The organism is Armatimonadota bacterium, from assembly GCA_016789105.1.
Lineage (GTDB): Bacteria > Armatimonadota > Fimbriimonadia > Fimbriimonadales > Fimbriimonadaceae > UphvI-Ar2.
Genome location: JAEURN010000001.1, coordinates 115,411 through 141,373, shown reverse-complemented (window position 1 = coordinate 141,373; position 25,963 = coordinate 115,411). Strand labels below are relative to the sequence as shown.

The following is a 25,963-nucleotide window of genomic DNA, read 5'->3' as shown; positions in this document are numbered from 1 at the left end:
CCGTGCGGGTGCCCGGGGCTCAAAAAACATACCGGCGATTAACCCGGGTCATCACACGGGTCACGATTTCGTGGCTGTTGGTGCCGGCTAGCTTGGCCAGGATCGGCACGCGGATGTTCTCACCGAGCAGTTCGACGGTGTCCCCGACGGCAACGCCGGGTATGCGTGACACATCCGCCATCATCTGGTCCATGCAGACCAGGCCCACAATATCCGCTGAGCCCCCATTGAGCCAGATTTGACTTTTGTTGCTCAGGGCCCGGGGGTATCCATCGCCATAGCCGACCCCGAGTGTGGCAATGTGGGTTTGCCGCTCCGCCTGCCATGTTCCATTGTAGGAAACCGTCTCGCCAGCCTCGATCCAGCGGAGGGACGTGATCCGGGCAAACCACCGCATCACGGGGCTGAGGCGTCCCCCATAAAGGTTGTCGGGATCGATGCCATAGGCGTGCATGCCCACACGTACCAGGCTTTGGCGAGACTCGGGATAGAGGGCAGTTGCGGCCGAATTGGCCGCATGAGTGAGCGTACCGGCAGGTAGTTCCAAGTCCTTGATCGTTTGGTTGAACAGTGAAAGTTGGCTTGATGTCCGGGCGGGGTCGCCCGAGGAATTCAAGAAGTGTTGGGCGACTCCACGGAGTTCCGTGTTGGGGAGCCTGAGGATGGTTTCGGCGAGCGTCCCGACCTGGTCTGGGCGACACCCAAATCGGTGCAACCCGGTATCGACCTTGAGGTGGAGCCGGGCCTGGCGGTCTTGCGATTGGGCGGTTTGTTGATAAATGTGGATGGCCTCCAACGATTCAACGAAGACGTCCAAATCGTAGAACACCGCCTGACGGGCTTCTACCGCCAGGGTCGGCGACATCACCATGACCGGGCAATCCACCCCCGCGTCCCGCAGGGCCACGCCTTCTTGCACGCTGGCGACGCAAAGCCAATCGGCCCCGTTGCGGCTGGCAAACCGGCCGACGGGGACCAATCCGTGTCCGTAGCCATCGGCTTTGCAGACAAGGCCGATCTGCACCCCCTGCCCCACGCGGTCCCGGATCGCTGCGATGTTCCCGGCCATAGCAGGGAAATCGATTTCAGCCCAGGTCCGGGGATACGGCTCCACAGCCCCATTTTGGCACGCCGTATCGGCAGTCGATGGCAAATCGACCATCTGGTCGGTTAAAATGGGGCATGCAAAAGCGCCGTCCGGAAATCCTGCAGAAGTGTTACGACATTGTGGGCACCCAAGGGTTGGAAAGCCTGCATGCCCGCACAGTGGCAGCGGAAATGGGGATGAACCACGCCACGATCCACTACTACTTCCCAAAGCGGCTCGACTTGCTGCTGGGGGTGGCCGAATTTGCCCGCAACCAATTTGCCACGGACCGGGCCAAGTTCTATGATGGCCTCGGCTCCTCCGCGGAAAAGGCCGAAGGGGAACTGGCGCTGGCCGAAGCCTATTGCAAAAAGCAAAGCCGGTTCGCCAAGGTCTTGCTCAGCCTTTATGCAGCATCTGTCGAACATGCCGAATTGCGGAAGCAGGTTCTGGCCTTGTATTCCGATTGGGTGGCCGCACTATCAGAAGCCCTCAAGGCGGCCAAAACCAAGAAAGGCTCGCCTTATGCCGATCCCGAACTGTTGGCGGCAACACTGCTGGGGTTCATGGCCGCGGCGCACCTGACGGGGCAAAAATTCGACGCAACCGCAAAAATCGACGCCGTTTTTGAATCGTTGCTCGCCTGACCGGGCCAAAGCGCGTGCAACCAGCGGAGACCTATGGTTTTGCCGCGATGGAACCAGATTCGGCCAGCCAGCAGGCGACTTCTGCGGCTCCATTAGGAAACGACCCCGGTTCTTGGTCGCAACGGTCGTGCCGGTCGGGGCACCTCGGCGCAAACGGGCACCCGGCCGGGAGGTCGCCAAGCAGGGGCGGCTGGCCGGAAACGGTGGCCAGGCGGTCGCGCCCCGGGGTAGGAATCGCTTCCAGCAACGCTTTGGTGTACGGGTGGCGGGGCCGGCGCAAGACTTCTTCCACCGGGCCGGATTCGACGACCCGGCCAGCATAGAACACGGCCACCCGGTCGGCCACGCTACCGATGACCCCGATGTCGTGGCTGATGACGGCGACGGCGGTGCGTTCCTCCTTTTGAAGTTGTTCGAGCAACCGTAAGATCTGGGCCTGGAGTGTGACGTCGAGGGCGGTTGTGGGTTCGTCGGCGATCAAGAGTTTTGGCCGGGCGATGAACGCGGTGGCGATGACGACCCTTTGGCGCTGACCGCCAGACATTTGGTGGGGATATTTGCGGGCCGAAGCTTCTGGCGAAGGCACACCGACGGTGCGGAGCATTTCGACCGCCTGCGTCAGGGCCTCGGCTTTGGCGACCCCTTTGTGGATTTGCAGCACTTCGGCGATTTGTTCGCCCACGCGCATCAATGGGTTGAGGCTGGTAAACGGGTCCTGCATCACCAGCCCGATTTCTTGCCCCCGGATCTTTTGCCATTCGCGGGGCGGAAGGTGGGCGATGTCCCGCCCATTGAGCTTGATCGACCCGCCGACGACCTTGCCGCCTGGCGGGAGCATCCCCATGACGGCGAGCCCGGTCATCGATTTGCCGCATCCCGATTCACCGACGATCCCCAAAGTTTCCCCGGCGTCGACGCTCAGGGTCACTCCCCGCAGAATCGGAGTCCCACCGATTTCGACGCACAGGTTATCGACTTCCAAAAGGGGCATGGAGTTTTATTATGGCCCCGCCGACCTGATCAGGGCCTTATGTGTATACTCGTCGGCATGTCGTCAACCATCCGTGTTGTCATTGCCGACGATGAACCGGCTTACCGGAACGCCATCCAACGCACCCTGACGCTGATGCCCGAATGCCAGATCCTGGCGATCTGCAAAGATGGGCAGGAGGCGCTGGATGCCGTGCTGGCGGATCCGCCGGACGTTCTCTTGACCGATATCAACATGCCCCGCCTCGACGGCATCGAATTGATGCGCCGCGTGTTGAAGAAAGAAAAAGACATCCAAGTGGTCGTGCTCACGATCAACGAGGAAGACGAGGTGGTGTTCGAGGCCTTCCGAGCTGGAGCCCTGGGCTACCTCCTCAAAACATCGACCCCCCAAGAAGTCATCGACGCGATCCGGCTTGCCCATCGGGGCGAGGCCAAGATCACGCCGCGGATCGCCACTAAGGTGATTGAAGACTTCCGACGCGTGAAGGACGACGATGAGACCGACGACACCGAACTCTACGTCCTGAGCGACCGCGAAACCGAAATCCTTGAGCTCATCGCCAAAGGCATGCGCAACAAGGAAATCGCCAACCACCTGAGCATTGCTGAGAAAACCGTCAAAAACCACGTGAGCAACATCCTGAAAGCCCTTCAGGTCAACTCACGCACCGAAGCCGCAATGAAGGCCGTGCGGGCCAAGTTGGTCCCGGGAAACTGACGGTTGGCAACACGGATGAAGAGGGTCCGGACTGGTAAGTCCGGGCCCTTTTTTTGTGGACAACCCGCTTTCAAACAAGAAGTGACAGGGGCCGGTAGACGTTGCCAACCCCTCTCAGATCCTCCCCAGTCCTGAGGAGGGAAATGTGGTTTACAGGGCTTCCACAAGAACCGCAGTGGCTTCGCCGCCGCCGATGCAAGGAGAGGCAATGGCATATCTCCCGCCTCTACGCCGTAGCTCCATGAGGGCGGTCAAAACCAAGCGCGTTCCGGTCATGCCGATGGGGTGGCCGATGGAAACCGCGCCCCCGTTCACGTTCAACTTGTCGTGGGGGATGCCCACATCTTTGGCGGTGGTCATGGCCACCACGGCAAACGCTTCATTGATTTCGAACAGGTCGATATCGGCTACTGTGAGGTTGGTCTTGTTGAGCAATTTGAGCACGGCCTGAGCGGGGGCGGTGGTGAACCATTTGGGTTCTTGAGCGTGCTGCGCATAGGCCACAACCCGGCCGATAGGCTTGAAATCGTTTTGATCCACCGCGGCTTGGGAGGCCAAAACCAGGGCGGCAGCCCCATCGTTGATGGAACTGGCGTTGCCGGCGGTGGTGACGCCGTCTTTACTAAAGGCCGGCCGGAGTTCCGGGAGTTTGGCCGGATTTCCGCGGCCAGGCTCTTCATCGGCAGTGACGATCACGGGGTCGCCTTTGCGCTGTGGAACCGCAACAACCGTGAGTTCATCTTGGAACTTGCCAGATTCTTGCGCGGCCAGAGCACGGCGGTAGCTTTCGGCAGAGTAGGCATCGAGTTCTTCTCGGCTGAACCCCTTTTCGCTGGCGCACAGGTCGCCGCAGCTGCCCATGTGCATATTGTCGTAAGGATCCCAAAGCCCATCGTGGATCATGAGGTCAACGGCGGATTGGTTGCCCATGCGCATCCCGGCCCGGGCAGTCGGCAGGGCATAGGGGGTATTGGTCATGCTTTCCATGCCCCCGGCCACAACAATTTGGGCATCGCCGCATTTGATCGCCTGGGCCGCCATCATGATGGTTTTCATCCCGCTCCCGCACACCTTGTTGATGGTTGTGCAGGGGGTGGAATCGGGGATCCCGGCCCCTCGACTGGCTTGGCGGGCGGGGGCTTGGCCGATCCCGGCGCTGAGCACGTTGCCCATCAGCACTTCGTCCACCTGGTCGGCGTTGACACCGCTGGCTTCAAGGGCGGCGTGGATGGCGGCGGTTCCGAGTTGAGGGGCCGTCAGGGTGCCAAGGGCCCCCTGGAACGCGCCGATCGGCGTCCGCTTGCCGCCGAGGATATAGACTGCGCTGTCGTTCATGATTGGAGGTTACCCATGCGTCTCCGAGACCCGGGGTCCCAGGGGCAACACCCTCCGGCGCAGATTCCGATACAATAAGCCAGTCGAGATAAGGCTATCGGCAATTGCCGGCGGATCCTCGATGCGGTGGTTGAACCCACCGGCATCACAGACCCGCCGGCTCGTTATTTGTGCCCGGCGGAGACCGGAGAACACCAAAATCCATGTCCACCCTCGTCATCGTCGGCGCCCAATGGGGCGATGAAGCCAAAGGCAAGATCGTCGACGTGCTCGGCAACCAAGCCGCCTATGTCGTCCGGTATTCAGGCGGCAACAATGCCGGGCACACCGTCATCACGGGCGGAAAGACCTTCAAATTCCACCTGCTCCCCGCGGGCATCCTCCACCGCAACACGCTCAGCATTTTGGGCGGCGGCATGGCGGTTTGCCCCAAGGCCCTGCTGGAGGAAATCGACCGTACCCGCGAGTTGCAACCCGAACTCGGCGACCTTAAAATTTCGCCCGCCGCCCATGTGGTGTTCCCGTACCACCGGCTGCTCGACCAACTTGAAGAATCCGCCCGGGGTGACAACAAGATCGGCACGACCTCGCGCGGAATCGGCCCCATGTATACCGATAAAGTCCAACGCGTCGGCATCCGCATGGGCGAGTTTGTGGATCAGCAGGTCTTTGCCGAACGCCTGCGCCAAGTTTTGGAATTCAAGAACCGGTTGATCCAACTGCTGGGCGGGGAGCCGGTGGCGTTCGATTCGCTCTACGCCGAATACTGCAGCTATGCCGAGCGGATTGCCCCCTATGTCAGCGACACCGAATCTATTTTGCAAGAGGCCGTCCGCCGGGGCGATCGGGTGTTGTTCGAAGGGGCGCAGGGCACCTTTCTCGACCTCGACCACGGCACCTACCCGTATGTCACGAGTAGCCACCCCACAGCGGGCGGCGCGTGCCTTGGCACGGGCATCGGGCCGCGCGACATCCACAACGTGCTGGGGGTGTGCAAAGCGTACGCGACCCGTGTGGGCGAAGGGCCGTTCCCGACCGAGCAGGACAACGAAATCGGCCACCAGATCCGCGAACAAGGGCACGAATACGGCACCACCACCGGCCGCCCTCGCCGATGTGGTTGGCTCGACCTGGTGGCCCTGCGTCACTCGGCCCGGGTGAATTCGATGAGCGGGCTCATCATCACGCGTCTGGACACCCTGGCGGGGGTTAAGAATCCAGAGGTTTGCACGGCTTACGACTTGGGCGCGGGGCCGATCGACTACGTGCCGGGCTCAATCGGCGAATGGTCGGCGGTTCAGCCGCAGTACCAAACTTTGGCTGGTTGGGATGAAGACATCCGTGAGGTGAAGTCGTGGGATGCCTTACCCGCCCATGTGCAGGCATACGTCCGGTTCATTGAGGAGTACACCGGAACGCCGGCGGCGATTCTCAGCGTCGGGCCGGATCGCGATCAGACGATTGTCTTGCGCACGGATTTGATTTGGAGCTGAGTGCGGGGGTGCCGCTGGTGAAACCAGTGCCCTTCTCAGAGTCCCGCCCTTGTTAAGAAAGCGGTAACCCTTCCCCAACCCTCCCCAAACTTGGGGAGGGGGCAATCTGCTTTGTGTCTCTGCGGGTGAAACTGACCGGGGAACCGGCGCTTCAAACCGTTTCAAAGCAGCAAACGAACGGTTCGCTGGTCAAATCTATCGCTCCTGGGGAAATTGCAACGGACTTTGTCGGGAACGCCGAACTTGGTGCGACAAGTAAACTGAGGAACCACAATGCTCGCCGCAATCCTAGGAATCACAATGGCCGCCCAAGACGTCAAGCTCCCGCCGATGGAGACGGTGACCCTGCTGATCTTCAAGCGGGGAACCCGGCCCCAGGGCATCACCGAAGAAGCGTTGGAGGAGATGCAAAAAGGGCATATCGCCAACTTAGGCCGGCTCTTTAATGAACGCAAGTCGCCTTGCGCCGGGCCGTTCGACGACGGCGGTGACGACCGGGGGATCGTCATATTGCAGCTCCCAAAAGACAAAGTCGCCGCAGAATTCGAATCCGACCCCTTCGTCAAAAATGGGTTGTTGAAGCTCGAGCTGTACTCGTGGATGGCTCCGAAGGGGCTATTCACCTATGAATGGGTGGAGGGCAAAACCAAGATGATTCGGGGCACCCTGGCCTGGGTGAAAGAAGGCCCCCATTATGGTGAGATGAAGGGGGACGAGTTCAACAAGGCCATGGCCGGGCATATCAACCACAATTTGGATTTGATGAGGAACGGCGATGCCGGATTGGTTGGACCAGCCGCCGACAAAAACGAGCGAGGGCGCGGGTTCTATCTTTTCCTGACGGACAGCGATGAGAAAATCGACAAACTTAATGCGGCCGACCCGCTGCTCAAAGCCGGGCATTTTCAAATGGAGCGCAAAAAAGTGTGGTTTGGCGAGGGGCTGTTCAAAAAGCTGACTGGATGAATCAAGTCGTCGCCGGAATAGACGTCGCTGGAAAAAGGCGGGGATTCCATATCGCGATACTGGATACGGCGAGCCGTCAGGTCATCCATCTGGGCAACGTGCACGACCCGGGGCAAGCCGCCCGGCTTCTGTTGGAGTTCGATTCTCTTGCGTGCATCGCCATCGATTGCCCGCCCCAAGCGGAGATCGTCGGACCGAAATCTCGGGAAGCCGAGAGGGCACTTAGCGGATTGGGATTCCGGATGCAATGGACAAGGCGGCCGGAAAACGTCCCGCCTGAATGGATGGTCAATGGGGAAATCCTCTGGGAGTCGATCGCGACACTTATCCCCCAAGTGAAAGTCATCGAAACATTTCCGACTGCCGTCAGCCGGCAATTGGGGGATTGTGATTTCATCCTTCCCCTGAAATTGTTGGAAGGGGGTATCGCAAAGCGGGAAGGATATAAAGATTTCGTCGACGCATGCCTTTGCGCCTGGGTTGCCGAGAGGTACCTGCTCGGGCAAGCCAAACCTTACGGATTGGGCGACGAATTGGGACCCATTTGGGTTTAACCCATCGGGGGAAGGCCGAGCTTTTTGCGGAGGGCGTCGTAGTCTTTTTTGCCGATCAGCCGGAGTTCCCCTTGTGACATCCCCTTGACGCTGTAGCTGCCGATTCTCACCCTGCGGAGGGCGATGACCGGATGACCGACCGCATCCGCCATTTTCCGGATTTGGCGGTTACGCCCTTCGTGCAAGATGATGCGCAACCGGGCCTGATTCTCGTTCTTCACCTGGCTGATGAACTCCCAACGGCTCGGTGCGGTTTTTTCGCCGTCGATGGTGATGCCCCGGCTGAGCCTTTGCAAAGTTTTGTCGGTTGGCATGCCTTGCACCGTGGCGACGTATTCTTTTTCGATCCCGAATCTGGGGTGAGAGAGACGGTGGGCCAGGTCGCCGTCATTGGTTAGGAAAATGAGCCCGTCGGTGTTCATGTCCAATCGCCCGACGGGCTTAACGCCCTGAGCGCTGGGGGGCAAAAGGTCGGCGATGGCGGTGCGTCCGCGTTCGTCATCCATGGTCGTCACAACCCCCAAAGGCTTGTTTAGCAGGTAAAGCCTGGGTTCCGGAGGGGCAACTCGGGCCCCGTCTACTTCGACAACATCTCCGAGGTTAACCTTGGATCCCTGTTGGACCACGATTTCGCCGTTGACCGCAACCCTCCCCTGAGCGATGATCTCCTCGGCTTTGCGCCGGCTTGCCACGCCGCATTGGGCCAGGTAACGGTGGAGGCGCATTGCGCCATCGGTTTCTGGTTCGCCGCCGGCCATAGGCTCAGGAGTTTAGCCGGTCGTAAGCCCGGCGGCGGTACCAGTAGGCTCCGCCGGCAGCCGCAAGAAACACCCAAGCCGCCGGATTCCGCAAAGCATCTGCGGGGGCAAACTGGGCTTCTACGGCATTGGCGGCGACCACGGGCACCTTGTACACCGTCCCATCCGGCAGGGAATAGGCGACCATCCCGACCGGCTCACCCTTTTTGATGGGAGCCTTCAAGACTGGCAATTCGACCTTCATCTTATCCATGTCGTTTTGGCTGAGAATGGCAGCCACCGGTTTGGCGGGCGCCAGGCTGAGGGGGATGTCGCCGCTTTGGTTCTGGGCCCGGATGCTGACCGGGTGAGCCTCGGCGATATCCGGAATGAGTTTGAATGTCCCAGCCGCCCACCGGGACAGGGCGGTCTGGTCTCCGGCCCAATCCACGCTTCCCAAGATGACCGTGACCAAATCACCGACCGGCGACTTGACATACCCGACAAAACACCTCCCGGCATCGTTGGTGAATCCCGTTTTGAACCCCCAATTGTTTGGATCTTCTTTCAGGAGCTTATTCCGGTTGACCAACAACGTGTCTTTCTGCAACGGATCCCTGGTCACGCTGTAGGTTTGAGTGCGGGAAATTTCCACCAATTGGTTGTTTTTTCGGGCATGGATTCCCAAGACCGCAAGGTCATAGGCGGTTGTTTTGTGCCAGGGAGATGGCAAACCGTTGGGGTTTTCAAAATGGGAATCCCGCATCCCGATCTTGATTGCGTAGGCGTCCATGCGGCGCGCAAACCCCGCGTCAGACCCGTCGAAATGGACGGCGACCGCGTGCGCAACATCGTTGGCGCTGCGGAGCATCAACGCGTAGGCCGCATCTTTGGCGGAGATCGATTCCCCCGGGACAAGATGGAGGGACGACTCGGGGATCTTCTTGGTGTCTTGGGGGGCGGTGATCCGGTCGTCCGGATTGGAGTTTTCGAGCAGGATCAGCGTGGTCAAGATCTTGGTCGTGCTTGCCGGATAAGTCTTACGGTGGATGTTGCGGCCCCATAGGATGCGTCCGGTGTCGGCGTGCACCACGATCGCCGCATCGGCCGTGACAGTTGGGCCGGCCGGTTGCCCCACTTCGGTGCAGACATGCCGGATGGCACACAACAGGACAAAGGGCGTCATGCCAGGCTGGGCTGGCCGTCCTCGGCTTCAAGCAGCGACGGCTGGTCGGGCGGCTCGGCGGTGCCGACGGCTTGGGGGAGCATCGGGGATTCGAAATTGACGACCGGCAAATCCTCAAGCGATTGCAAATTGAAGGCGTGGAGGAATTGCTGGGTCGTCCCATATTCGGCGGGCCGCCCGGGGGTTGAGCGGCGGCCAATTTCGCAGACCAGGCGGCGGTCCACAAGTTGGCGAATCCCGTAACCGCTATCCACCCCACGGACTTGCTCCAATTCTGCGAGCGTGACCGGTTGCTTGTAGGCGACAACGGCAAGAACCTCCATCAGCGAACGGGAGAGCTTGCTCCCTTGGGGTTGGGTGAACCGGGCCACCGGTTCGGCGAATTCGGGTTTGGTGCAAAGCTGGTATCCGCCGGCGATGCGCACCAATTGGAGGGCCGAGGTGTGGTGGAGCCGTCCGCCGAGCTTTTCGAGCGCCTCTTCGACTTCAAAGATCGGAACTCCCAGTGCGCGGGCGAGTTCTTCGGGAGTGGCGGGGCTATCGGCAACGAAAAGGAGGGCTTCCAACGCTTGGGCCAGCCTCATCCACGCTCCTTGGGCGGCTGGAACCGGCTGAATCGGACGGTGCAGTCTTGCATGGTCACGGACGCCTGGCCGAGCCGGATCAATTCCAGCAAGGCCAAGAACCACCAGACTACCTCGGAGCGGGTGAATTCGCCCGGAATCAGATCCTCTAAGGGCAAGGGGATGTCCCGCAATTCGCGCAAAACCAAAACCATCTGCTCGCTGATGCTGCGCCGAGGTTTGTCGAGCCGTTCCACCGTGTCCGGTTTGGCGCGGGCAAGCACGGCCTCCAGCGCTTTGGCCAAGTCAAGTGTAGTGACGGCCGAGGTCTCAAACGGCAGTTCGTATAACGAAGATTGGTCGCCGGTGCGGAAGAACAGATGCTCCCGTTCGCCTTTTTTGCCCATCAAGGAATCGATGGCGGGCAGGAATTCTTGGACGTAAGGCTCTATCAGCTCGAACGAATCGTGGCTTTCGGGCTCTTCTTCTGCGGCCTCAACGGGGAGGAGCATCCAGGCTTTGCGCTCCAATAGCCAGCAAAGGGCACTCACGGCAACCGCATGGGATTCCAAGCAGTCGGCCGCCCCTTCCAGAAGGTAGCGGAGGTAGGCCTCGCACACTGGGCCCAGCGGAACGCCAAGGAGATCGACCTTATGATCCCGGACCATCACGAACAATGTCGCCAACGGGCCTTGGAAGGCGGCGGTGTCGATTTGGATCGGCGGGGGCTCGATGACGCCGAATGCCGCCGACAGCTGACGCTGGGTTGGTTGGTACGGCACATGGGCGATGGCGCTCATCGGTCTGAGCGTTCAAGACGAATGGAGAGCGGGGAACGGGGCTTGGGTTTTCCACACCCCAGAAGAATAAAAAGTGGAGGCGACGACCGGATTCGAACCGGTGCGTAAAGGATTTGCAGTCCCTCCCCTTAACCACTTGGGTACGTCGCCTCGGGGAGAGCCATGATACCTGGGCAATTGAACTGGTGAAGGGGACGCCGGCAGAGCCAGCCATCATGGGCATGGGCCAGATGTTTGCATCCTTGCCACCCGAAGTGGCAAGTTGCACCACGGTGTCATGAGTTCCCCTTTTGATTGGTGCCTGTCGGCCAATGCTCCAACAAAAATGCAGGCCCCCGACAAGCGAGGGCCTTGAGGGTTTAAGGAAAGGAAAAACTTCCTTGCCATCCAGGAATGCGGTTCCACCCCCAATGGTTCGAAAATCCTGCCAAGAATCGCAAGACGGCCCGACCCTGAACCCCTGACCTGTAAAATGCCGGCATGGCCCTGAGCAAGAAAACCGTCCGCGACATTGATTTGAATGGCAAAAAAGTGCTGATGCGGTGCGATTTTAATGTCCCAATGGAAAACGGCCAAATCACCGATGACATCCGAATCACGGCGAGTCTCCCCACCATCCGCTACTGTTTGGATCAGGGCGCGGCGGTTTTGCTCTGTTCTCACCTCGGCCGGCCAAAAGGGAAGCGCGACATGGAGTTTACGCTGGGGCCGGTGGCCAAGCGGCTCAGCGAACTCTTGGGCCAACAAGTGCCGCTCGCAGCGGATTGCATCGGGCCGGATGCCGAGGAGGCAAGTGCCCATTTGCAGCCGGGGCATGCCGTCCTGCTGGAAAACGTCCGGTTTTACGCGGAGGAAGAGGACAACGACCCCGTGTTTGCCCAAAAACTCGCCTCATTGGCGGAGGTTTTTGTCAATGACGCCTTCGGCACGGCCCACCGGGCCCATGCTTCGACCGAAGGGGTTGCCCATCTCCTCCCTGCCGTGGCCGGGTTCTTAATCGAAAAGGAGATCGACTTTTTGGGGAATGCCGTGGAAAACCCTCAACGGCCGGTCGGTGCCATCATGGGAGGCGCCAAGGTCAAAGACAAGATCCAGGTGATCGACTCCCTTTTGCCAAAGGTCGACCAATTGGTCATCGGCGGCGGAATGGCCTTCACCTTTTTCAAAGCCCGAGGCGATGAAATCGGGAAATCCTTGCTTGATGAAGATTCGCTCGACTATTGTCGAGGATTGATGGAGAACCCAAAGATCGTGCTCCCAGCGGACACGGTGGCGGCCCCCGCCTTTGCTCCCGATGCCCAGCCGACGGTTGTGGCCAGCAATGCCATACCGGCCGACCAGATGGGTTTGGACATCGGCCCGGAATCCGCCCAAACATTCCGGCAGATCGCCGCGAATGCCAAGACGGTTTTGTGGAACGGTCCCATGGGCGTTTTCGAGTTCGATGCTTTTGCCAATGGGACGAAACAGGTCGCCATGGGGCTGACCGAGTGCCACGGCACCTCTATCGTCGGAGGCGGCGATTCTGCAGCGGCCATCGAAAAATTTGGCCTTGCCGACAAGGTCACGCATGTCTCAACCGGAGGCGGTGCTTCTCTTGAGTTTTTGGAAGGGAGAACTTTGCCTGGCATTGCCGCATTAATGGATAAGTGACAGAAATGGGGACTCACCTTTTAAAAGCGACAGCGATGGTCGCGATCGGGGCGGCCTGTGGGTTTGGATACCACCTGTTGATGAAAGCCGGCAATTCCGGATGAATCAGTTGCCACCAACCGGCGGTGCCGGTTGCCGCAGGGGCCCTTCTTGGCCTTTTGGCTGCGCTCACAAGCAGGAACTGAGCCGGGGGCGCATCAATGGTGCTTCGGTTTCGAGAATAGTGCGCCAATGCAAATGATCGAAAGTTGCCCGATGTGGATCCCTATTACAATTTGGCCCGCCCGGAAAAATTTCTAAAGCCCGTTAACAATGGGGAAAACATCCCCGGTTTTCTCCCAAAGGCCTGTGGAAAACTATGTGGGCAAGCCGGATCCCGTCCATAAGTCGGCTTGTATCCTCAGTGATCCGCCCATGAAGTGCCCCTATTGCGGCCACGCCGAACAAAAGGTGTTCGATTCCAGACCGGCCCGAGACGGTGGAGCCATCCGCCGCCGGCGCGAATGCGAATCCTGCGGGCGGCGATTCACAACGTTTGAAGAACCGGAACGGCCGAGGCTCTATGTGATCAAGAGCGGCGGGGGCCGCCAACTGTTCGACCGCGACAAGCTCCTCAACTCGCTCTTGCTCGCCTGCGGCAAAAGGCCGGTCAGCGCCGAACGGCTTGAGGAGGCCGTGGCCAACATCGAGCGGGATCTGTTCGATCAGTCGGATTTGGAGGTGGCTTCTAGCGAAATCGGCGAACGGGCCATGGAAGAGCTTTTCGAAATCGATGCCGTCGCTTTCATCCGCTACAGCAGTGTTTATCGCGCATTCGATTGCCCTAGCGACTTTGCCGAAATCGTCCGCCGGATGCCCAAGCCCGGCAAAAGAAAGCAGACGACGCCGGTTTAGCCCTTGGCGGGCAGTTTTGAAACAGATGCCAGGATTTTGCGGGCAAAGGCTTCGGCTCCTTCTTGGCGCGGGTCAATGACGGCAATCACGGCTTGGGCATCGTCCCGGTGGCCGTAGGCGACGCCGAGCAGTTTGATCTCGATCCCCTGGATCACAACCGTCCCCGAAATGTCGAAATGCGTTTCGCCTTCACCCTTTTCCGCCTTGAATTCCAGCCGGCTTTCGGCCCCTTGCACAAAGGCGCTCAGCCACTTCGTCATCGCTTTGCGCAGTTGGGCTTCGTTTTCGTAATCGACTTCGGGGTTTTGCCACAGGGTCGCCAAAACCATCGCCGGAAACTGACCCGAATCCAGGACAACGCTAGTGGCTTCTGAGCGGGCAACATTCTCTTTTGGCAGGAAAGCGATCCCAAGATAGCTTTGAAGGCCAGTAGCGCCCAAGGCGGTAATCCGGAAATCGCCGGTTGCCGGGTCGACATAGCGGGCCGAGCCAAGGATCCGCTCCAACACCGGTTGGTCACGGCGGTCGCACGTCACATTGATGTCGTACTCCCAGCCATCGGCCAAAACCCTTTGCCAGGCGACCGCCCGTCCCGGGCCGTCGTTGACCTCGACGACGAAGCCGATCGATTCATCGGCACCAAACGTGGCGGCTTCTTCTACCGGTTGTTCATTCATCGTGGCCGTAATCTTCCGGCCATAGAGTTCTCGGAGCGCCTTTTGTTTTTCCGAATGGGCGGCAGATAGCGGTTGGGTTTGGTCGGCGGATTTTTCGGCCGCCACCACCGAGACCACCACGCTTTTGTATTTGCCGGTTAAATGGATCTCTTCGCGGGTGGTGGCGATTTCAGGCGCCACCGGCAGGCTCAGGACAAGGCCCGACTTTCCAACCCGGACGTCGTGCCAGGTGTCGTCGGCGGCTATCGCGGCAATGCTCAGGATTAGGCTTGTCATAGGCGCATAGGCAAAGACGCCCCAAACGCAAATCTGGTTCGGGGCGTGGCCAATCGGGGGTTACTTGGCGATTTCGGCCTTGACCTTGGCCGTGATGTCACCCATGATGGATTCGCTGTAGCCTTCCCAGGTCTTGACGATCTTGCCCTTCTTGTCGATCAGGACGAATTGGGGGATGCTCGAAACTTTGAGAGACTTGGCCAGGTCGTCGCCTTCGTAGGCAAACGGGTACGTGTATTTGTGGTCGGTTTTGTACTTGACGACCCCCGCTTTGCCCTTTTCCTCTTCCATGACGCTGACGCCAATGACCTTCAACCCTTTGGAAGAATAGGTTTTGTGGAGGTTTTGCATGGTGGGGCTGGCTTTTTTGCAGGGGCCACACCATGTTGCCCAGAAGTCCAGGAGAACTACTTTCCCTTTCAAGCTGGCGTTGGTCGCGGTGGTTCCGTCGGTGATTTTGAGCTTAAAGGACGGGGCTGTTTTGCCTTCAAACGTCGCGGTCTTGTTTTGCGCCACTGCAACAAGCGCGGTGCCGGCAATGAGGACGGCGGCGGTGAGGCTGAGTTTCACGAGCTTCCTTGACATGGTTCCTTACCATGATAACGCTTTGGCGTGGTTGGGAGTTCTGCGTCCCGGGAGCATAGGGGATAATCCGTTCGGCATGAAGCGTTGGCTGCCTTGGCTGGTGATCCCACTGGTTTTGAGTGTTTGGGTGTTAGTCACCCATGCGCGCGGCAACGGTTTGCTGGAGGACACGGACACCAAGGTCTTGCTGGCCAACATCCAAGCCCGCCACAACCCGTTGAGTTGGTTTGCCGGGGACTGGCCGCTGTTCAACCACTTCTATCGGCCGGTTTCCACGCTCGCTTTTGAGTTCGACCTTTGGCGGTGGGGTATGAACGGTTCGGGTTTTGGCCTCACCAACGCCGCCGTTGCCAGTGTTTGCATTTGGGTTGCTTTTTGGGTAGGTCGGGAATTGACCGACCATGCTCCGACCGTCGGCTTGGCCACTTTGGCCTTTGGGCTCGCCCACGTTCGGCTGGAATGGGTGGCCGCCGCATTCGGTTTGTTCTGGATTTTGGCTTGGGTGTGCCTGGCCGGATTCGCTCGGGGTCCTTGGAAACTCAAGGTGGTTCCGGTGGCGCTGGGTTTTTTAGGCTGTGTCTTTTTGGCCTCTCTTGTTCCGGGCCCATTGGGTTTTGCCAGCCGGATCACGGGGTGGCTCCCGGGGAGGACAGCCAGCGTGATGGCGATTTTTGCCTTGGCCAGCGTCGCCGCCTATGCCCGATATGAGCGGTTGACAGCCGGGCAAAAACCCTCTCCGCCGACACCGATGGATCTGCCGGCGACGAAGGGGACGGTCGCCGCCCAGCCCGGGAAGATGCCCTGGATTTGGGTGGTTGTTTCCGCCTTGGCCCTTGCCCTGGCCTTGGGCTCCTATGAGCAAGCCGTCGTGCTGCCCGGATTGCTGACCGGCGTGGCTGTCATGTTCGCCTTGCAGGGGCGCCGGGTTCACTGGGTGTGTCCTGTCTTGTTTTGGGCCGTCTTGGTCGGCTACTTGGTGTTGCGGCATCAAGTTGTGCCCAGCCAGGTCAGCGGGTATCAGGCGCAGCAATTCCGGGATGGCCCCGGGGTTTTCCTTGATTTGGGGAACTATCTGGTGCCGGGCTTGACGGTACTGCCGCAGCTCCAAATCACGCTCGAAACTGGGCTCTTTTCCCTTCTGACGGCAGCACCTTGGCTCTACGGGGCGCTTGTGGCCGGAAATATCGCATCGGTGGCCGGGATCTGGCACGACCGGAGGCGGTGGCTGGCCATCGGTCTGTTGCTCATGGGGTTTGTCGCCTTCCTCCCAATGGCCTGGCTCAAGTTCTTTGCTCATTACCACTATTTCCCGGCCGTTTTTTACTGCCTCTTCCTGGCGGTGCTTGCTCAGATCGTCTTGCGGTGGGTGGCCGAAGCGGTTAGCCCTCCGCCGATGGCGGCCCCAGCCCGACCGGGTTAAGGCAGAAATCCCCCAGGGTTCCCCGGCGGATTCTGGTAAACCTGGATCGTCATGGATCGCACGGGGCATCGGGATATCCGCATTGGGACGCTGGCAAAAATGGAGGGGTGCAGGGAATACCTCTCGCAAATTGTCGGCCATGGTTTTGAGAGCTTTGAACTGACGAACTGGGCCAAGCTTCCAGAAGGGGCCGACACCGTTGAGGGCCAGGCCGAATTGGCCAAAAGCACCTTGGACATGCTCGATGGACGAGCGGTTATCGACAGCATCGGCATTTATGGCAACCCGATGACCGAAGAGGCGACCCGTGAAGCGTGGGAGGTTTTGATCCGCTCGGCGGCTGCGTGGGGTGCCACAACGGTCTGCGGTTTCACCGGGTGCCTGCCCGACACCGCCGTCGGCGACACCATGGCCCGGTTTGGCGAAGTCTTCGGTCCCCTTACAAAAATGGCCGAAGACCACAACGTCAAGATCGGGTTTGAAAACTGCGACATGGGGGGAACTTGGGATAAGCCGGCCTGGAACATTGCTCACGCACCTCGGGCCTGGGAAATGATGTTCAACACCGTGGACAGCGCACACATCGGGCTGGAATGGGAGCCTTGCCACCAAATGGTCAGCCTGATCGACCCCCTGCCCCAACTGAGGAAGTGGGTTGGCAAAGTCGTTCACATTCACGGCAAGGACGCCACCATCGACTGGGCAAAAATTAGATCCGAAGGAATCCGGTGCGGCGAATACGTGGTCTTCCACCGCACTCCCGGTTTTGGGGACACCAACTGGCACGACGTGATCTCCATTCTGCGGCAGGCCGGTTGGGAAGGGTGCATCGACATCGAAGGATGGCACGACCCCGTGTACCGAGACGACTTGGAGATGACGGGGCAGGTTTACGGGCTCAACTTTCTCAAGGCTTGCCGGGGCGGGCCGTTCGTCGCCAACCCTTAGCCGGTAATGTAAGGGGATGCGCATCCTCATGATGGGCGGCACCCAGTTCGTGGGGCGCGCGTTCACCGAAACCCTTCTGGCCGCTGGGCACCAAGTCACCCACTTCAACCGGGGCAAAACCAACCCCGGACTTTTCCCCGGGGTGGAATCACTCGTCGGTGACCGGAACAATCCGCTCGATTTGATTGCCAACCGGGAATGGGATGCCGTCGTGGACGTGAATTCCTACTTCCCCCACCAGACCCAAAGGCTGAACGAAGCCCTGAACGACTCGGTGCGGCACTTCATTTACATCAGCACAATCAGCGTCTACGACCAAGGCGATGGCCAGCGGTTGCCCGAGTCGGCCAAGCTCCTTGAACTCAAGGAGGACACGGGCGAACTCACCAATGAAACCTATGGCCCGTACAAGGTCATCTGCGAACGGCTTGTGCAGGAGCGCTGGGGCGACAAAGCGACGATATTGAGGCCGGGAGTGATCGTCGGCCCCAACGACCACACCGACCGGTTCGCCTATTGGCCTTTGCGCGCCAGCGAGGGGGGCGATATGGTCATTCCGCAAGATGCAGATCACCTAGCGATCACCTGCCTCGACGTCCGAGACTTTGCCAGATTCCTGGGCAATTGCATCGAAAAGGGGATCACGGGGATTTACAATGTGGATCGGCGCGCCGCCACATTTGGCGACCTCCGCTCGGCAATCTTCGATTTTGCCCAGGAGATCGGGGTTCAACTCAACCCGGTTGAAATCCCCCTTGAACACCTTGTCGATCTGGGGGTGCGCAGGTGGGCGGAGCTCCCGGGGCTGTTGCCAGAAGGCGCAGCGACCGGCGACGTCTCGGCGGCCGTGTCGAACGGGTTGACGGAGCGTCCGGTCATCGAATCCATCCGCGACACTTGGGCGTGGATGCAAGAAACCGGCAGGGGCCGACCCCTCAAGGCCGGGTTGACCGTCGAACAAGAAAGAGAGGTGTTGGAAAAATGGCGAAATGGCTGATTGGAATGGCATTGGCGGCAACCGCCGCGCTGGGGTGGGCGGAACCGAACGATGTGCGGTATGCCATGACGTTCGACCAAGAAGCAGGGGTCGCCAAAGTCGAAATGCGCCTGCCCGACGGCCAGACCGCCACCAAGTTTTGGATGAGCGCCTGGATTCCCGGCGACTACCAGGTGTGGGATTTTGGCAACACCGTCACCGCAATCGAATTCTCCAAAGAGGGAGAACCCGTCAAACTTTCCGGCCGCGACGGGGCAAACGGATTCGTCGCTGAAGGGAAGTGGGACACTGTCCGCTATACCGTCCGCCAAAGCAAAGGCAATTTCAGCGACAACCTGCTAATCTCCCCGAACTTGGTTTTTGTCAACCCGGCTGGCGTAATCGGCTTTGCGGATGGCAACCTCCAAAAGCCGGTCGAGCTGACTGTGAGCGGACCCGTAGGGTGGGATTTCCAAGGTTCGATCCCAAGCTCCAATAGAGGCGGCATCTTATCGATGCAGGCCAAAGACCATGAGACGTTGGGCGATTCGCCGTTTTTATTCGCGCCCGAAATCAAACGATCCGAATTCATGGTGGACAACCGGAAGCACACTTTTGTGGCCGTTGGCAACACGTCTGGCGTGGATGTGGCAGCTTTTGCCGCTGTGGCCAAATCGGCGGTTGAACAAACCCACCTGTTGATCGGTGAACTCCCTTACAAGGAATACACCTTTTTTGGGTTGTGGGCCAGTTTCCCGGCCGGATTGGAGCATGGGACCAGTTGCCGGATCGGCATGTGGAGCCGGGATCCCAAGCAGGCGGCCGGCATCATCTTCCACGAGTACTTTCACTCTCTGAACGTCAAAGCCATCCGGCCCGCCCAGCTGCGCCCCATCGACCCGTTGCGCGCGCCCCGGCTCAAAACCCTTTGGTGGCTGGAAGGGGTGACGGACTACTTTGCCGACCTGTTGCAACTCCGGGCTGGACTGCTGGACAAGGACGGGTTCTTGAACGAAATGAACCGCAAATACCAATCGGTATCCCGGAATGCCGCCTACTCGCAGATCAGCGCCCAAGAGGCGAGCCTCAAGGTTTGGGACAACAGCGGGAGCCAGGGCTTTGGCGGCGTCAGTTACTACACTAAAGGCAAATTAGTCGGCTTTTTGTTAGATATATCGATCAGGTCAGCGACGAAAGGCCAAAAATCTATCGACGACATGATCCGCCGCATTTATGCCGATTGCCAGGATGGCAAGGGCTATGCCGAAGACAGCTTTTGGATTTACTATTCCATCGCCATGGATTCCCGGCATGAAATGATTCCCCCCAGTTACACCGACTGGGTGGAGACTGCAAAACCGATCGAATGGGCGAGGATGTTGCAATCTGCCGGGTTAGCGGATCGCAACGGCCGCCTCGTGAAATCAGAAAACGCCGGGGAAGAGGCGACAGCGGTTTTTGAATCCTTTTTCGGCAAAGGTTGACCTGCTCTCCTGGACGCTCCTCAGATTGTCAATCAGATGAGTTGCAGTTCGAGCGGCGCGTCGTTGGCGTAAAGGGATTCGACTTGGGTGTCATCCAGGCCAGAGAGCTTTTCGAGCAGCCCGGTCATCTGGCGTGACCGCTCTGATCGGAGTTCCCGCCTCAGCCGGCCTTCTAAGAATCGGAGCTTCTCTTCGCGGGTTTCGCAGATCAACCGGGGGACGGCGACGGGCCGCCCATCTTCCACCGCGACCATCGTGACCCGGGCCGTGTTCACGTGGCGGGTCGTGTCGGTCCGCAAATGGGTGGCATGGACGTCAATCGTGACTTCCACCGAAGTCCGGCCAACATAAGAGACGTATCCGTCGAGTTCCAAAAGCTCTCCGATTTCCACCGGGGCCAAAAAGTCCACCCGCTCAAAGGCGGCTGTCACGCAGACCCGTCCGGCAAATTTGGAGCTCACGGCACTGGCGGTGAGGTCGATGAGGGCGAGGATGGAACCGCCGAACACTTTGCCAAGGAAGTTGGCGTCGTTGGGGGTCATCACCTGCGCCATGCGGAGCTTGGTCTCTTGGACGCGTTTGGCTTCCATGGGTAACCGAGTCTACCGGCGGGTTCAGGAACGGTTCAGGTCGATGACCGGCACCAAGTCCACGCCTTCGACCTCGTAGTAAAAAGCTTCTGGCCCTTTGACCACGAGGGAACTGGGGAACGACTCGCGGAGCACGTTCCACCCCCGGCAATTCGCATTGTAAAACCGCCGAGCGGCGGCGATGCGGTCTTCGGTATTGACCAATTCTTTTTGAAGCGCGAGGAATTGGGAGTCGGCTTTGATCTGTGGATACGCTTCAACCAGTGCAACCAGCCGGTTCATCGCCGAGACGAGCTGCGCTTCCGTCTCGTAGCCGGTTTCGTGGTGGGCCAGGCTCTCAATGGCATTGGCTCGGGCAGCTGAAATCGATTCAAAGACGGCTTGCTCGTGGCTGGCATACCCTTTGCAGACCGCGACCAGGTTTGGCACGAGGTCATGCCGACGCTTGAGTTGGACATCGATGTTGGCCCGGCTTTCCACTATGTTCTGGCGGAGCCGCACCCCCCGGTTGAACGTCGCCAGGAACCAGGCGACAAAAACAGCCACCGACCCGAGAAGCAAAAAAATGGCGTTCTGCATCAAGCCCCTTCCTCTTTGACGTATGGCGGCACGAGGCTCCAAAACTCGGCCATGATGGCCAAGCTGTCGGTCAAGAACCCGTCGGACAACTTGCCGCTTTGGTGGAGAACCACCCGGTTGAGCCCGGTCTGTAACGATGGCGGCTTGCGATCCATGATCCATTGCATCATCTGGGGGTGGAGGATAGCGTGAACGGCCTGCTCATCGGCACCGGTGACCACGAACCGTTCATTGAATTCGTTGGATTCGAACTGGATGTCTTGGCCCCCGAAAAACTTGATGAACCGGTCGGCGAACCCCTCTGGAGACACACTCATCGCCGGGAGCGCGGATCCGAACGTGGCACTGGCCACCGAATAGTAGTGGGTCGAGGAGTTTTTGCCGCTGCTCGTGGTGTATTGGTATTGGAACACCTCGACCCCCATCTCTCCTTTGTGGCCGGAAAAGATGTGCCGAACACGGTCGCGCGGCCGGCCCATGGGGGCAAAGCCTTCATATTTGGCGACGAAAGAGGTGGTCGCCGAATACTGGTTGAACAGGGTTTCAAACAGTCCGCCAGTGCCTCCTTCGAGACTGGGGACATAGGAGAGCCCCAAGCTCTGGGCCAGCCGGAAGAACCGCTCGCTCTTGGATTTCTCATTAAGGTATTGGGCGACGATGACCAAGACGACGATTGCCCCAAACACGATTGGGGCATAAGAAATCGCAGTTTTGGCGATCGATTCCACAGTTCTCCCGAGGCTATTTTGGCCTATGGCCCCGGAAGGTTCAGCCCTCCAGAGGCCAAGTGGAAATTGTGACCTTTTCCATAATCGCCGGGTTTTCTTCCAGCGGATTGTCGTTGTGGTCTTTGGGGAGGTTGACAATCATTTCCACGACATCCATGCCTTCTATCACTTGGCCATAGACGGAATATTGCCGGTCCAAATGGGGCGCTGTGCGGTGCATAAGAAAGAACTGGGAGCCCGCGGAATTGGGGTCGCTCGTCCTTGCGGCGCTCAAAATGCCCGGGGTGTGGGGGATTTCGTTGAACTCGGCCGCGATGCTGTACCCCGGGCCGCCGCTGCCATGCATATGGCGAGGTTCGTCGCGGGAATGGGGGTCGCCACCTTGGATCATGAAACCAGGAATAACCCGGTGGAACCGAATGCCATCGTAATAGCCCGATTCGGCCAGTTCGATGAAGTTGGCCACATGGTTCGGGGCGACTTCCGGGAAAAACCGGAGGACGATGCGTCCGTGGTTGGTTTGGATGACAGCGATCGGATCGCCGTCGGCCGGGACGGTGGCCCCCGGGGCAGCGGTTGGAGAGAGTTGGCTCATTCTTTTATTGCAGGGGCCACTTGACAACGGTGGCTTTGGTGATTTCAACGGCGTCTTTAGGGGCAACCTTGCCATTGGCGGAACGGTCGGCAGATCCGGTCTTCACGATTTCATCGACGACATCCATGCCTTGGACGACTTTGCCAAAAGCCGAATATTTCCCATCCAGAGATGGGTAATCGGCGACCATGATGAAGAATTGGCTCCCCGCTGAATTCGGGTCGCTGGAACGGGCCATGCTCAGCACCCCGCGCAGGTGTTTGAGGTCGCTGAACTCGGCGTTGACAGTCTGCCGGTTACCTTGGCTATCCAACGGCCCGCCGGTGCCCCACATATCCGAGGCCTCCATCCTTCTGCTGTTGGGGTCGCCGCCTTGGACCATAAAGCCCGGTATGCACCGGTGGAAACGGGTGCCGTCATAAAACCCCTGTTTGCTGAGCTTGATGAAGTTATCGACGTGTTTGGGGGCCACGCTCGGGAAAAACATCACGACGATTTTCCCTTTGGTCGTCTCCAAAACGCCGACTTCGTCGCCGGCTTGGGGGGCAATGGTTCGCTGGTCGATGTCGGCTGAGCGCTTGACGCTGATGTCCTGCTGGGTGAGGGCGAGGGTGAAGAGTGCGGAAATCATGGGGTTAGTTGACCGGCCATTTGGCCAAGGTGGCTTTGTTCAAAAGGACAGCGTCATCCGGCTTTACGGAACCGTTCGCGTTCGGATCTTTCGAACCGGTTTTGACGATCTGGTCGACGACATCCAATCCTTTGACGATCCGGCCAAAGGCAGAGTATTGACCATCCAGCGAGGGGTAGTCGTGTTGCATCAAAAAGAACTGGCTGCTTGCGGAATCCACGTCATTCGAACGGGCCATGCTGACGACCCCGCGCTTGTGGAGCAGAATATAGCCGAATTCGTGGGGGACGTTGACCTCGACCCCGTCCTTCATGTTGCCGCCGGTGCCCCACTCGCTAGCCAACTTGACATCTTTGGATTTGGGGTCGCCCCCTTGGACCATGAAGTTTTCGATGCACCGATGGAACCGGGTTCCGTTGTAGAACCCGCTCGAGATGAGCTCCTTGAAGTTGGCCACGCTTTTGGGCGCGATCTGGGGATAGAACATGATGACGATTTTCCCTTTGCCCGTTTCAAAAACGGCGACTTCGTCGCCCGGTTTGGGGTCTGCGGAAAGGTCGATGGGCGCAACTTCATCGCCCTTGGCCGTATTCTTCAGTTCGACATTGCCCAGCTGGGAGGGGGCTTGCATCGTTCCATCCCCCCGTTTGGTGGCGACCATTTCCAGTTCCTGGGCGGTGCCATTGTTTGTCTCGACCCGGAGGGCATAGCGGCTGTCGGCGCGGTAATACGTTCCGGCGAGCAGAATTGTGGAATCTTTTCCGGTTTCGGGAAGCACCATTTCGAACTTGCCGTCCGGGGTCAGAACCAATTTGACCGGCTTGCCATCTTTCTCACCTTCATAAGTCGAGCCGGTGAGGGTGAGTTCGTGTTTGACTTCCGGTGCGGCGGTGGTTTCGGTCTTGGTTCCGCCCGCCATCGGTTCGGGGTCTTTGGCGCATCCGCCCAGCAATGCTCCGGCAACAAGCACGGCCAGCATCGGGAAAACCTTGTTCATATTCACACAGTATAAGTCCCGGGATGGAAAAGGGGCCGGACCTGGCCCCCGTCCTTGCAGTTCTTACTTTTTGTCGACGAGCCGGACAAACGACCGAATGTCTTTGGGGGCGGTGAACGCCACCCGGCCGGTATCCAGGTCGTAGGTCGCCCCGATGACGTCGAATTTCGATTCTTCGGCCCGTTTTCGGAGGATTGCCGACCGCCCCATGGCCTGGTTGATGCTGTTTTCAACATTGATGTCCACGGCATTGGCCAGCAGGTCCCCGGGTTTGCGGGCGGCTTCCATCACGCTGGGCAAGATCTCTTCGATCAGGGCATTGATGTTGGCCAGATCAGAGCCATGGTCGCCAGTGGATTCATTGTGGGATTCCAGCTTGGCTTGGTAGGTCTCGACCGCCGCTTTGACAGCACCGCAGCGTTCATGGCCGAGCACAACCAGCAGTGGGGAGTTCAGGTGCTCCGCCGCATATTCGATGCTGGCGATGCCAAATTGATCCACCACGTTGCCCGCCACACGAATGACGAAGAGGTCGCCCAGACCCTGGTCGAACAGGATTTCTGGGCTGACCCGGCTATCGGCACAGGTGACGACGATCGTGTGCGGGGCTTGGCCCGAAGCGGCCACTTTGCGGGCTTCAGGATTTTGGCGGACGTGCTCGTTTAAGCCCTCGGCAAAGCGGGCATTGCCTTCCACCAAGCGCTTGAAAGCATTTTCGGCGTACGGGTTAAGCTTTTTGGCAACCGTCGCGTTGTCGACTTGGACCGAAGTCCGGGTGGAAATCTGGTTGTTGAGCAGCACAAGCTGCAGGGCAGTGGTGAGACAGGCGATCATAACTGGGGATCCTTCCTGATCCAGTTATCGGCCAGTCCGAGCCTTTTCCCCGCAATTTTGCGGGGAATTCACGTCAAAAATCGTCGCACCAGCGGTAGGCGTCGAGCAGTTTGACCTCGCCTTCCTTGCCGCCGACTGACTTGCCATGCTCCATGCCGATGACCAGTTCGGTCGACTTGCCGTGAATGTGCTTGAAGATGTTGCGATAGTTCATCTCGCCGGTCAATGGCTCATTGCGACCGGGGTTGTCGCCCAGCTGGAAGTAGGCAATTTCCGACCAAGCGAGGTCGATGTTGGGGATGATGTTCCCCTCGGTGATCTGCTGGTGGTACATGTCGAACAGGATCTTGCAACTGGGCGAGCCTACGGCTTTGCAGATCTGGAACGCCTGCGGGATTCGGCTGAGGAACATCCCCGGGTGGTCGCGGTAGGGGTTGAGGGATTCGATCACCATCACCAGACCATGCGGTTCGAACACTTCGGCCATGGTCTTGAGGCAGTCGATGACATTGGCGGTTTGGTAATCCCAGGCCAGTCGCTTGTCGTAAGGGCCAGGAACCACTGTCATCCACTTGGCCCCCACCCGCTTGGCGCATTCCACGGCGGCTTGAGCTTTTTTCCGTAGGTTCGCCCGGGTTTCCTCCCCGCCAAGGGCGTAAACCGGGTTGCTCCATTCGGCATCGGCAACAAAAACGCCAAAAGTCATTCCCAGGCTCTTCATGGCATTGCCCAGCTTTTCTTGCATGGCGGGGTCGTTGCCCATCATGCCGTTGTCTTCCCACGCGGTGAAACCTTGGTCGGCGGCGAACTTGAGTTGGTCGACCGGGTCTTTGCCCGCATGGTTCTCGAACATGCCGAAGTGGGGGGCGTATTTGAGTTTGAACTTGGTGGATTGGGGCATGGCGGATCCGGCAAACCCGGTTCCGGCGGCGAGCCCGGCGGCCAACCCGGCAGAAGCTTTAAGGACGTCGCGGCGGGAGGGGTTCATTGCGGGGCCAGTTTAGCTGGGTCGGGGCC

General features: G+C 59.2%; 28 protein-coding genes and 1 tRNA gene. 11 read left to right on the top strand and 18 right to left on the bottom strand.

Annotated elements, in window-relative coordinates; genetic code table 11:
- Nucleotides 1–19 precede the first annotated feature (19 nt).
- Nucleotides 20–1,114: an alanine racemase gene (gene alr / locus JNM28_00740; protein ID MBL8066957.1), complete on the bottom strand. Its 1,095-nt coding sequence runs from the start codon at nucleotides 1,112–1,114 to the stop codon at nucleotides 20–22.
- Between the two features lie 68 nt (nucleotides 1,115–1,182).
- Between alr and JNM28_00735 the strand changes: the two genes are divergently transcribed.
- Nucleotides 1,183–1,734, top strand: coding sequence for a TetR/AcrR family transcriptional regulator (locus tag JNM28_00735; protein ID MBL8066956.1), 552 nt, complete (start codon nucleotides 1,183–1,185; stop codon nucleotides 1,732–1,734).
- Nucleotides 1,735–1,765: 31 nt separating this feature from the next.
- Here JNM28_00735 and JNM28_00730 read toward each other — a convergent pair whose 3' ends face one another.
- A complete protein-coding gene (locus tag JNM28_00730) occupies nucleotides 1,766–2,725 on the bottom strand; it encodes an ABC transporter ATP-binding protein (GenBank protein ID MBL8066955.1) in 960 nt (319 codons plus the stop codon).
- Between the two features lie 57 nt (nucleotides 2,726–2,782).
- Here JNM28_00730 and JNM28_00725 point away from each other — a divergent pair, with 57 nt between their 5' ends.
- Nucleotides 2,783–3,445: a response regulator transcription factor gene (locus JNM28_00725; protein ID MBL8066954.1), complete on the top strand. Its 663-nt coding sequence runs from the start codon at nucleotides 2,783–2,785 to the stop codon at nucleotides 3,443–3,445.
- A gap of 150 nt (nucleotides 3,446–3,595) precedes the next feature.
- Here JNM28_00725 and JNM28_00720 read toward each other — a convergent pair whose 3' ends face one another.
- Nucleotides 3,596–4,780, bottom strand: coding sequence for a thiolase family protein (locus tag JNM28_00720; protein ID MBL8066953.1), 1,185 nt, complete (start codon nucleotides 4,778–4,780; stop codon nucleotides 3,596–3,598).
- Nucleotides 4,781–4,983: 203 nt separating this feature from the next.
- Between JNM28_00720 and JNM28_00715 the strand changes: the two genes are divergently transcribed.
- The 3 genes from JNM28_00715 (at nucleotide 4,984) to JNM28_00705 (ending at nucleotide 7,793) form a co-directional block, all read left to right on the top strand.
- Complete coding sequence (locus tag JNM28_00715; protein ID MBL8066952.1) at nucleotides 4,984–6,273, top strand: adenylosuccinate synthase; 1,290 nt, start codon at nucleotides 4,984–4,986, stop codon at nucleotides 6,271–6,273.
- Nucleotides 6,274–6,546: 273 nt separating this feature from the next.
- A complete protein-coding gene (locus tag JNM28_00710) occupies nucleotides 6,547–7,239 on the top strand; it encodes a hypothetical protein (GenBank protein ID MBL8066951.1) in 693 nt (230 codons plus the stop codon).
- The gene (locus JNM28_00705) at nucleotides 7,236–7,793 is read left to right on the top strand and encodes a DUF429 domain-containing protein (GenBank protein ID MBL8066950.1); all 558 of its coding nucleotides are present in this window, start codon (nucleotides 7,236–7,238) and stop codon (nucleotides 7,791–7,793) included. Before JNM28_00710 ends, JNM28_00705 begins: the two co-directional genes overlap by 4 nt.
- Here JNM28_00705 and JNM28_00700 read toward each other — a convergent pair.
- The 5 genes from JNM28_00700 to JNM28_00680 form a co-directional block, all read right to left on the bottom strand.
- Complete coding sequence (locus JNM28_00700; GenBank protein ID MBL8066949.1) at nucleotides 7,790–8,551, bottom strand: rRNA pseudouridine synthase; 762 nt, start codon at nucleotides 8,549–8,551, stop codon at nucleotides 7,790–7,792. The two genes, JNM28_00705 and JNM28_00700, sit on opposite strands and share 4 nt — an antisense overlap.
- 4 nt (nucleotides 8,552–8,555) lie before the next feature.
- Nucleotides 8,556–9,716, bottom strand: a complete 1,161-nt coding sequence (locus JNM28_00695) for a D-alanyl-D-alanine carboxypeptidase (GenBank protein ID MBL8066948.1) — start codon at nucleotides 9,714–9,716, stop codon at nucleotides 8,556–8,558.
- Nucleotides 9,713–10,300 carry an SMC-Scp complex subunit ScpB gene (gene scpB / locus JNM28_00690; protein ID MBL8066947.1) on the bottom strand — a complete coding sequence of 196 codons (588 nt, stop codon included), beginning with the start codon at nucleotides 10,298–10,300 and terminating at the stop codon, nucleotides 9,713–9,715. The genes JNM28_00695 and scpB overlap by 4 nt, the downstream gene beginning before the upstream one ends.
- The gene (locus tag JNM28_00685; GenBank protein MBL8066946.1) at nucleotides 10,297–11,079 is read right to left on the bottom strand and encodes a hypothetical protein; all 783 of its coding nucleotides are present in this window, start codon (nucleotides 11,077–11,079) and stop codon (nucleotides 10,297–10,299) included. The genes scpB and JNM28_00685 overlap by 4 nt, the downstream gene beginning before the upstream one ends.
- 74 nt (nucleotides 11,080–11,153) lie before the next feature.
- Nucleotides 11,154–11,229 (bottom strand) — tRNA-Cys (locus JNM28_00680).
- 336 nt (nucleotides 11,230–11,565) lie between these two features.
- Here JNM28_00680 and JNM28_00675 point away from each other — a divergent pair.
- Nucleotides 11,566–12,732: a phosphoglycerate kinase gene (locus JNM28_00675; protein MBL8066945.1), complete on the top strand. Its 1,167-nt coding sequence runs from the start codon at nucleotides 11,566–11,568 to the stop codon at nucleotides 12,730–12,732.
- 414 nt (nucleotides 12,733–13,146) lie between these two features.
- A complete protein-coding gene (gene nrdR / locus JNM28_00670) occupies nucleotides 13,147–13,626 on the top strand; it encodes a transcriptional repressor NrdR (protein ID MBL8066944.1) in 480 nt (159 codons plus the stop codon).
- Here the strand turns inward: nrdR and JNM28_00665 are convergent.
- Nucleotides 13,623–14,579 (bottom strand): hypothetical protein, encoded by a 957-nt coding sequence (locus JNM28_00665; protein ID MBL8066943.1) that lies wholly within the window; start codon nucleotides 14,577–14,579, stop codon nucleotides 13,623–13,625. The genes nrdR and JNM28_00665 overlap by 4 nt on opposite strands.
- Before the next feature lie 60 nt (nucleotides 14,580–14,639).
- On the bottom strand, nucleotides 14,640–15,164 hold the full coding sequence (locus JNM28_00660; GenBank protein ID MBL8066942.1) for a redoxin family protein: 525 nt from the start codon (nucleotides 15,162–15,164) through the stop codon (nucleotides 14,640–14,642).
- A 76-nt stretch (nucleotides 15,165–15,240) separates the two neighbouring features.
- Between JNM28_00660 and JNM28_00655 the strand changes: the two genes are divergently transcribed.
- From JNM28_00655 to JNM28_00640, 4 genes are read left to right on the top strand one after another with little or no spacing between them, the layout of a single operon-like run.
- Nucleotides 15,241–16,584, top strand: coding sequence for a hypothetical protein (locus JNM28_00655; protein MBL8066941.1), 1,344 nt, complete (start codon nucleotides 15,241–15,243; stop codon nucleotides 16,582–16,584).
- Nucleotides 16,585–16,635: 51 nt separating this feature from the next.
- Nucleotides 16,636–17,532 carry a sugar phosphate isomerase/epimerase gene (locus JNM28_00650; protein ID MBL8066940.1) on the top strand — a complete coding sequence of 299 codons (897 nt, stop codon included), beginning with the start codon at nucleotides 16,636–16,638 and terminating at the stop codon, nucleotides 17,530–17,532.
- 16 nt (nucleotides 17,533–17,548) lie between these two features.
- Nucleotides 17,549–18,529, top strand: a complete 981-nt coding sequence (locus JNM28_00645; GenBank protein MBL8066939.1) for an NAD-dependent epimerase/dehydratase family protein — start codon at nucleotides 17,549–17,551, stop codon at nucleotides 18,527–18,529.
- Nucleotides 18,514–19,992 carry a hypothetical protein gene (locus JNM28_00640; protein MBL8066938.1) on the top strand — a complete coding sequence of 493 codons (1,479 nt, stop codon included), beginning with the start codon at nucleotides 18,514–18,516 and terminating at the stop codon, nucleotides 19,990–19,992. The genes JNM28_00645 and JNM28_00640 overlap by 16 nt, the downstream gene beginning before the upstream one ends.
- A 32-nt stretch (nucleotides 19,993–20,024) precedes the next feature.
- Here JNM28_00640 and JNM28_00635 read toward each other — a convergent pair whose 3' ends face one another.
- The 8 genes from JNM28_00635 to JNM28_00600 form a co-directional block, all read right to left on the bottom strand.
- Nucleotides 20,025–20,582 carry an acyl-CoA thioesterase gene (locus JNM28_00635; protein ID MBL8066937.1) on the bottom strand — a complete coding sequence of 186 codons (558 nt, stop codon included), beginning with the start codon at nucleotides 20,580–20,582 and terminating at the stop codon, nucleotides 20,025–20,027.
- A gap of 24 nt (nucleotides 20,583–20,606) precedes the next feature.
- Nucleotides 20,607–21,161: a LemA family protein gene (locus tag JNM28_00630; GenBank protein MBL8066936.1), complete on the bottom strand. Its 555-nt coding sequence runs from the start codon at nucleotides 21,159–21,161 to the stop codon at nucleotides 20,607–20,609.
- Nucleotides 21,161–21,889, bottom strand: coding sequence for a DUF3137 domain-containing protein (locus JNM28_00625; GenBank protein ID MBL8066935.1), 729 nt, complete (start codon nucleotides 21,887–21,889; stop codon nucleotides 21,161–21,163). Before JNM28_00625 ends, JNM28_00630 begins: the two co-directional genes overlap by 1 nt.
- Nucleotides 21,890–21,929: 40 nt before the next feature.
- Nucleotides 21,930–22,484: a peptidylprolyl isomerase gene (locus tag JNM28_00620; protein MBL8066934.1), complete on the bottom strand. Its 555-nt coding sequence runs from the start codon at nucleotides 22,482–22,484 to the stop codon at nucleotides 21,930–21,932.
- Between the two features lie 4 nt (nucleotides 22,485–22,488).
- Nucleotides 22,489–23,115, bottom strand: a complete 627-nt coding sequence (locus tag JNM28_00615; GenBank protein ID MBL8066933.1) for a peptidylprolyl isomerase — start codon at nucleotides 23,113–23,115, stop codon at nucleotides 22,489–22,491.
- Between the two features lie 4 nt (nucleotides 23,116–23,119).
- The gene (locus JNM28_00610; GenBank protein MBL8066932.1) at nucleotides 23,120–24,112 is read right to left on the bottom strand and encodes a peptidylprolyl isomerase; all 993 of its coding nucleotides are present in this window, start codon (nucleotides 24,110–24,112) and stop codon (nucleotides 23,120–23,122) included.
- A gap of 63 nt (nucleotides 24,113–24,175) precedes the next feature.
- Nucleotides 24,176–24,946 (bottom strand): carbonic anhydrase, encoded by a 771-nt coding sequence (locus tag JNM28_00605; GenBank protein MBL8066931.1) that lies wholly within the window; start codon nucleotides 24,944–24,946, stop codon nucleotides 24,176–24,178.
- A gap of 73 nt (nucleotides 24,947–25,019) precedes the next feature.
- Nucleotides 25,020–25,934: a TIM barrel protein gene (locus tag JNM28_00600; protein ID MBL8066930.1), complete on the bottom strand. Its 915-nt coding sequence runs from the start codon at nucleotides 25,932–25,934 to the stop codon at nucleotides 25,020–25,022.
- Nucleotides 25,935–25,963: the final 29 nt, after the last annotated feature.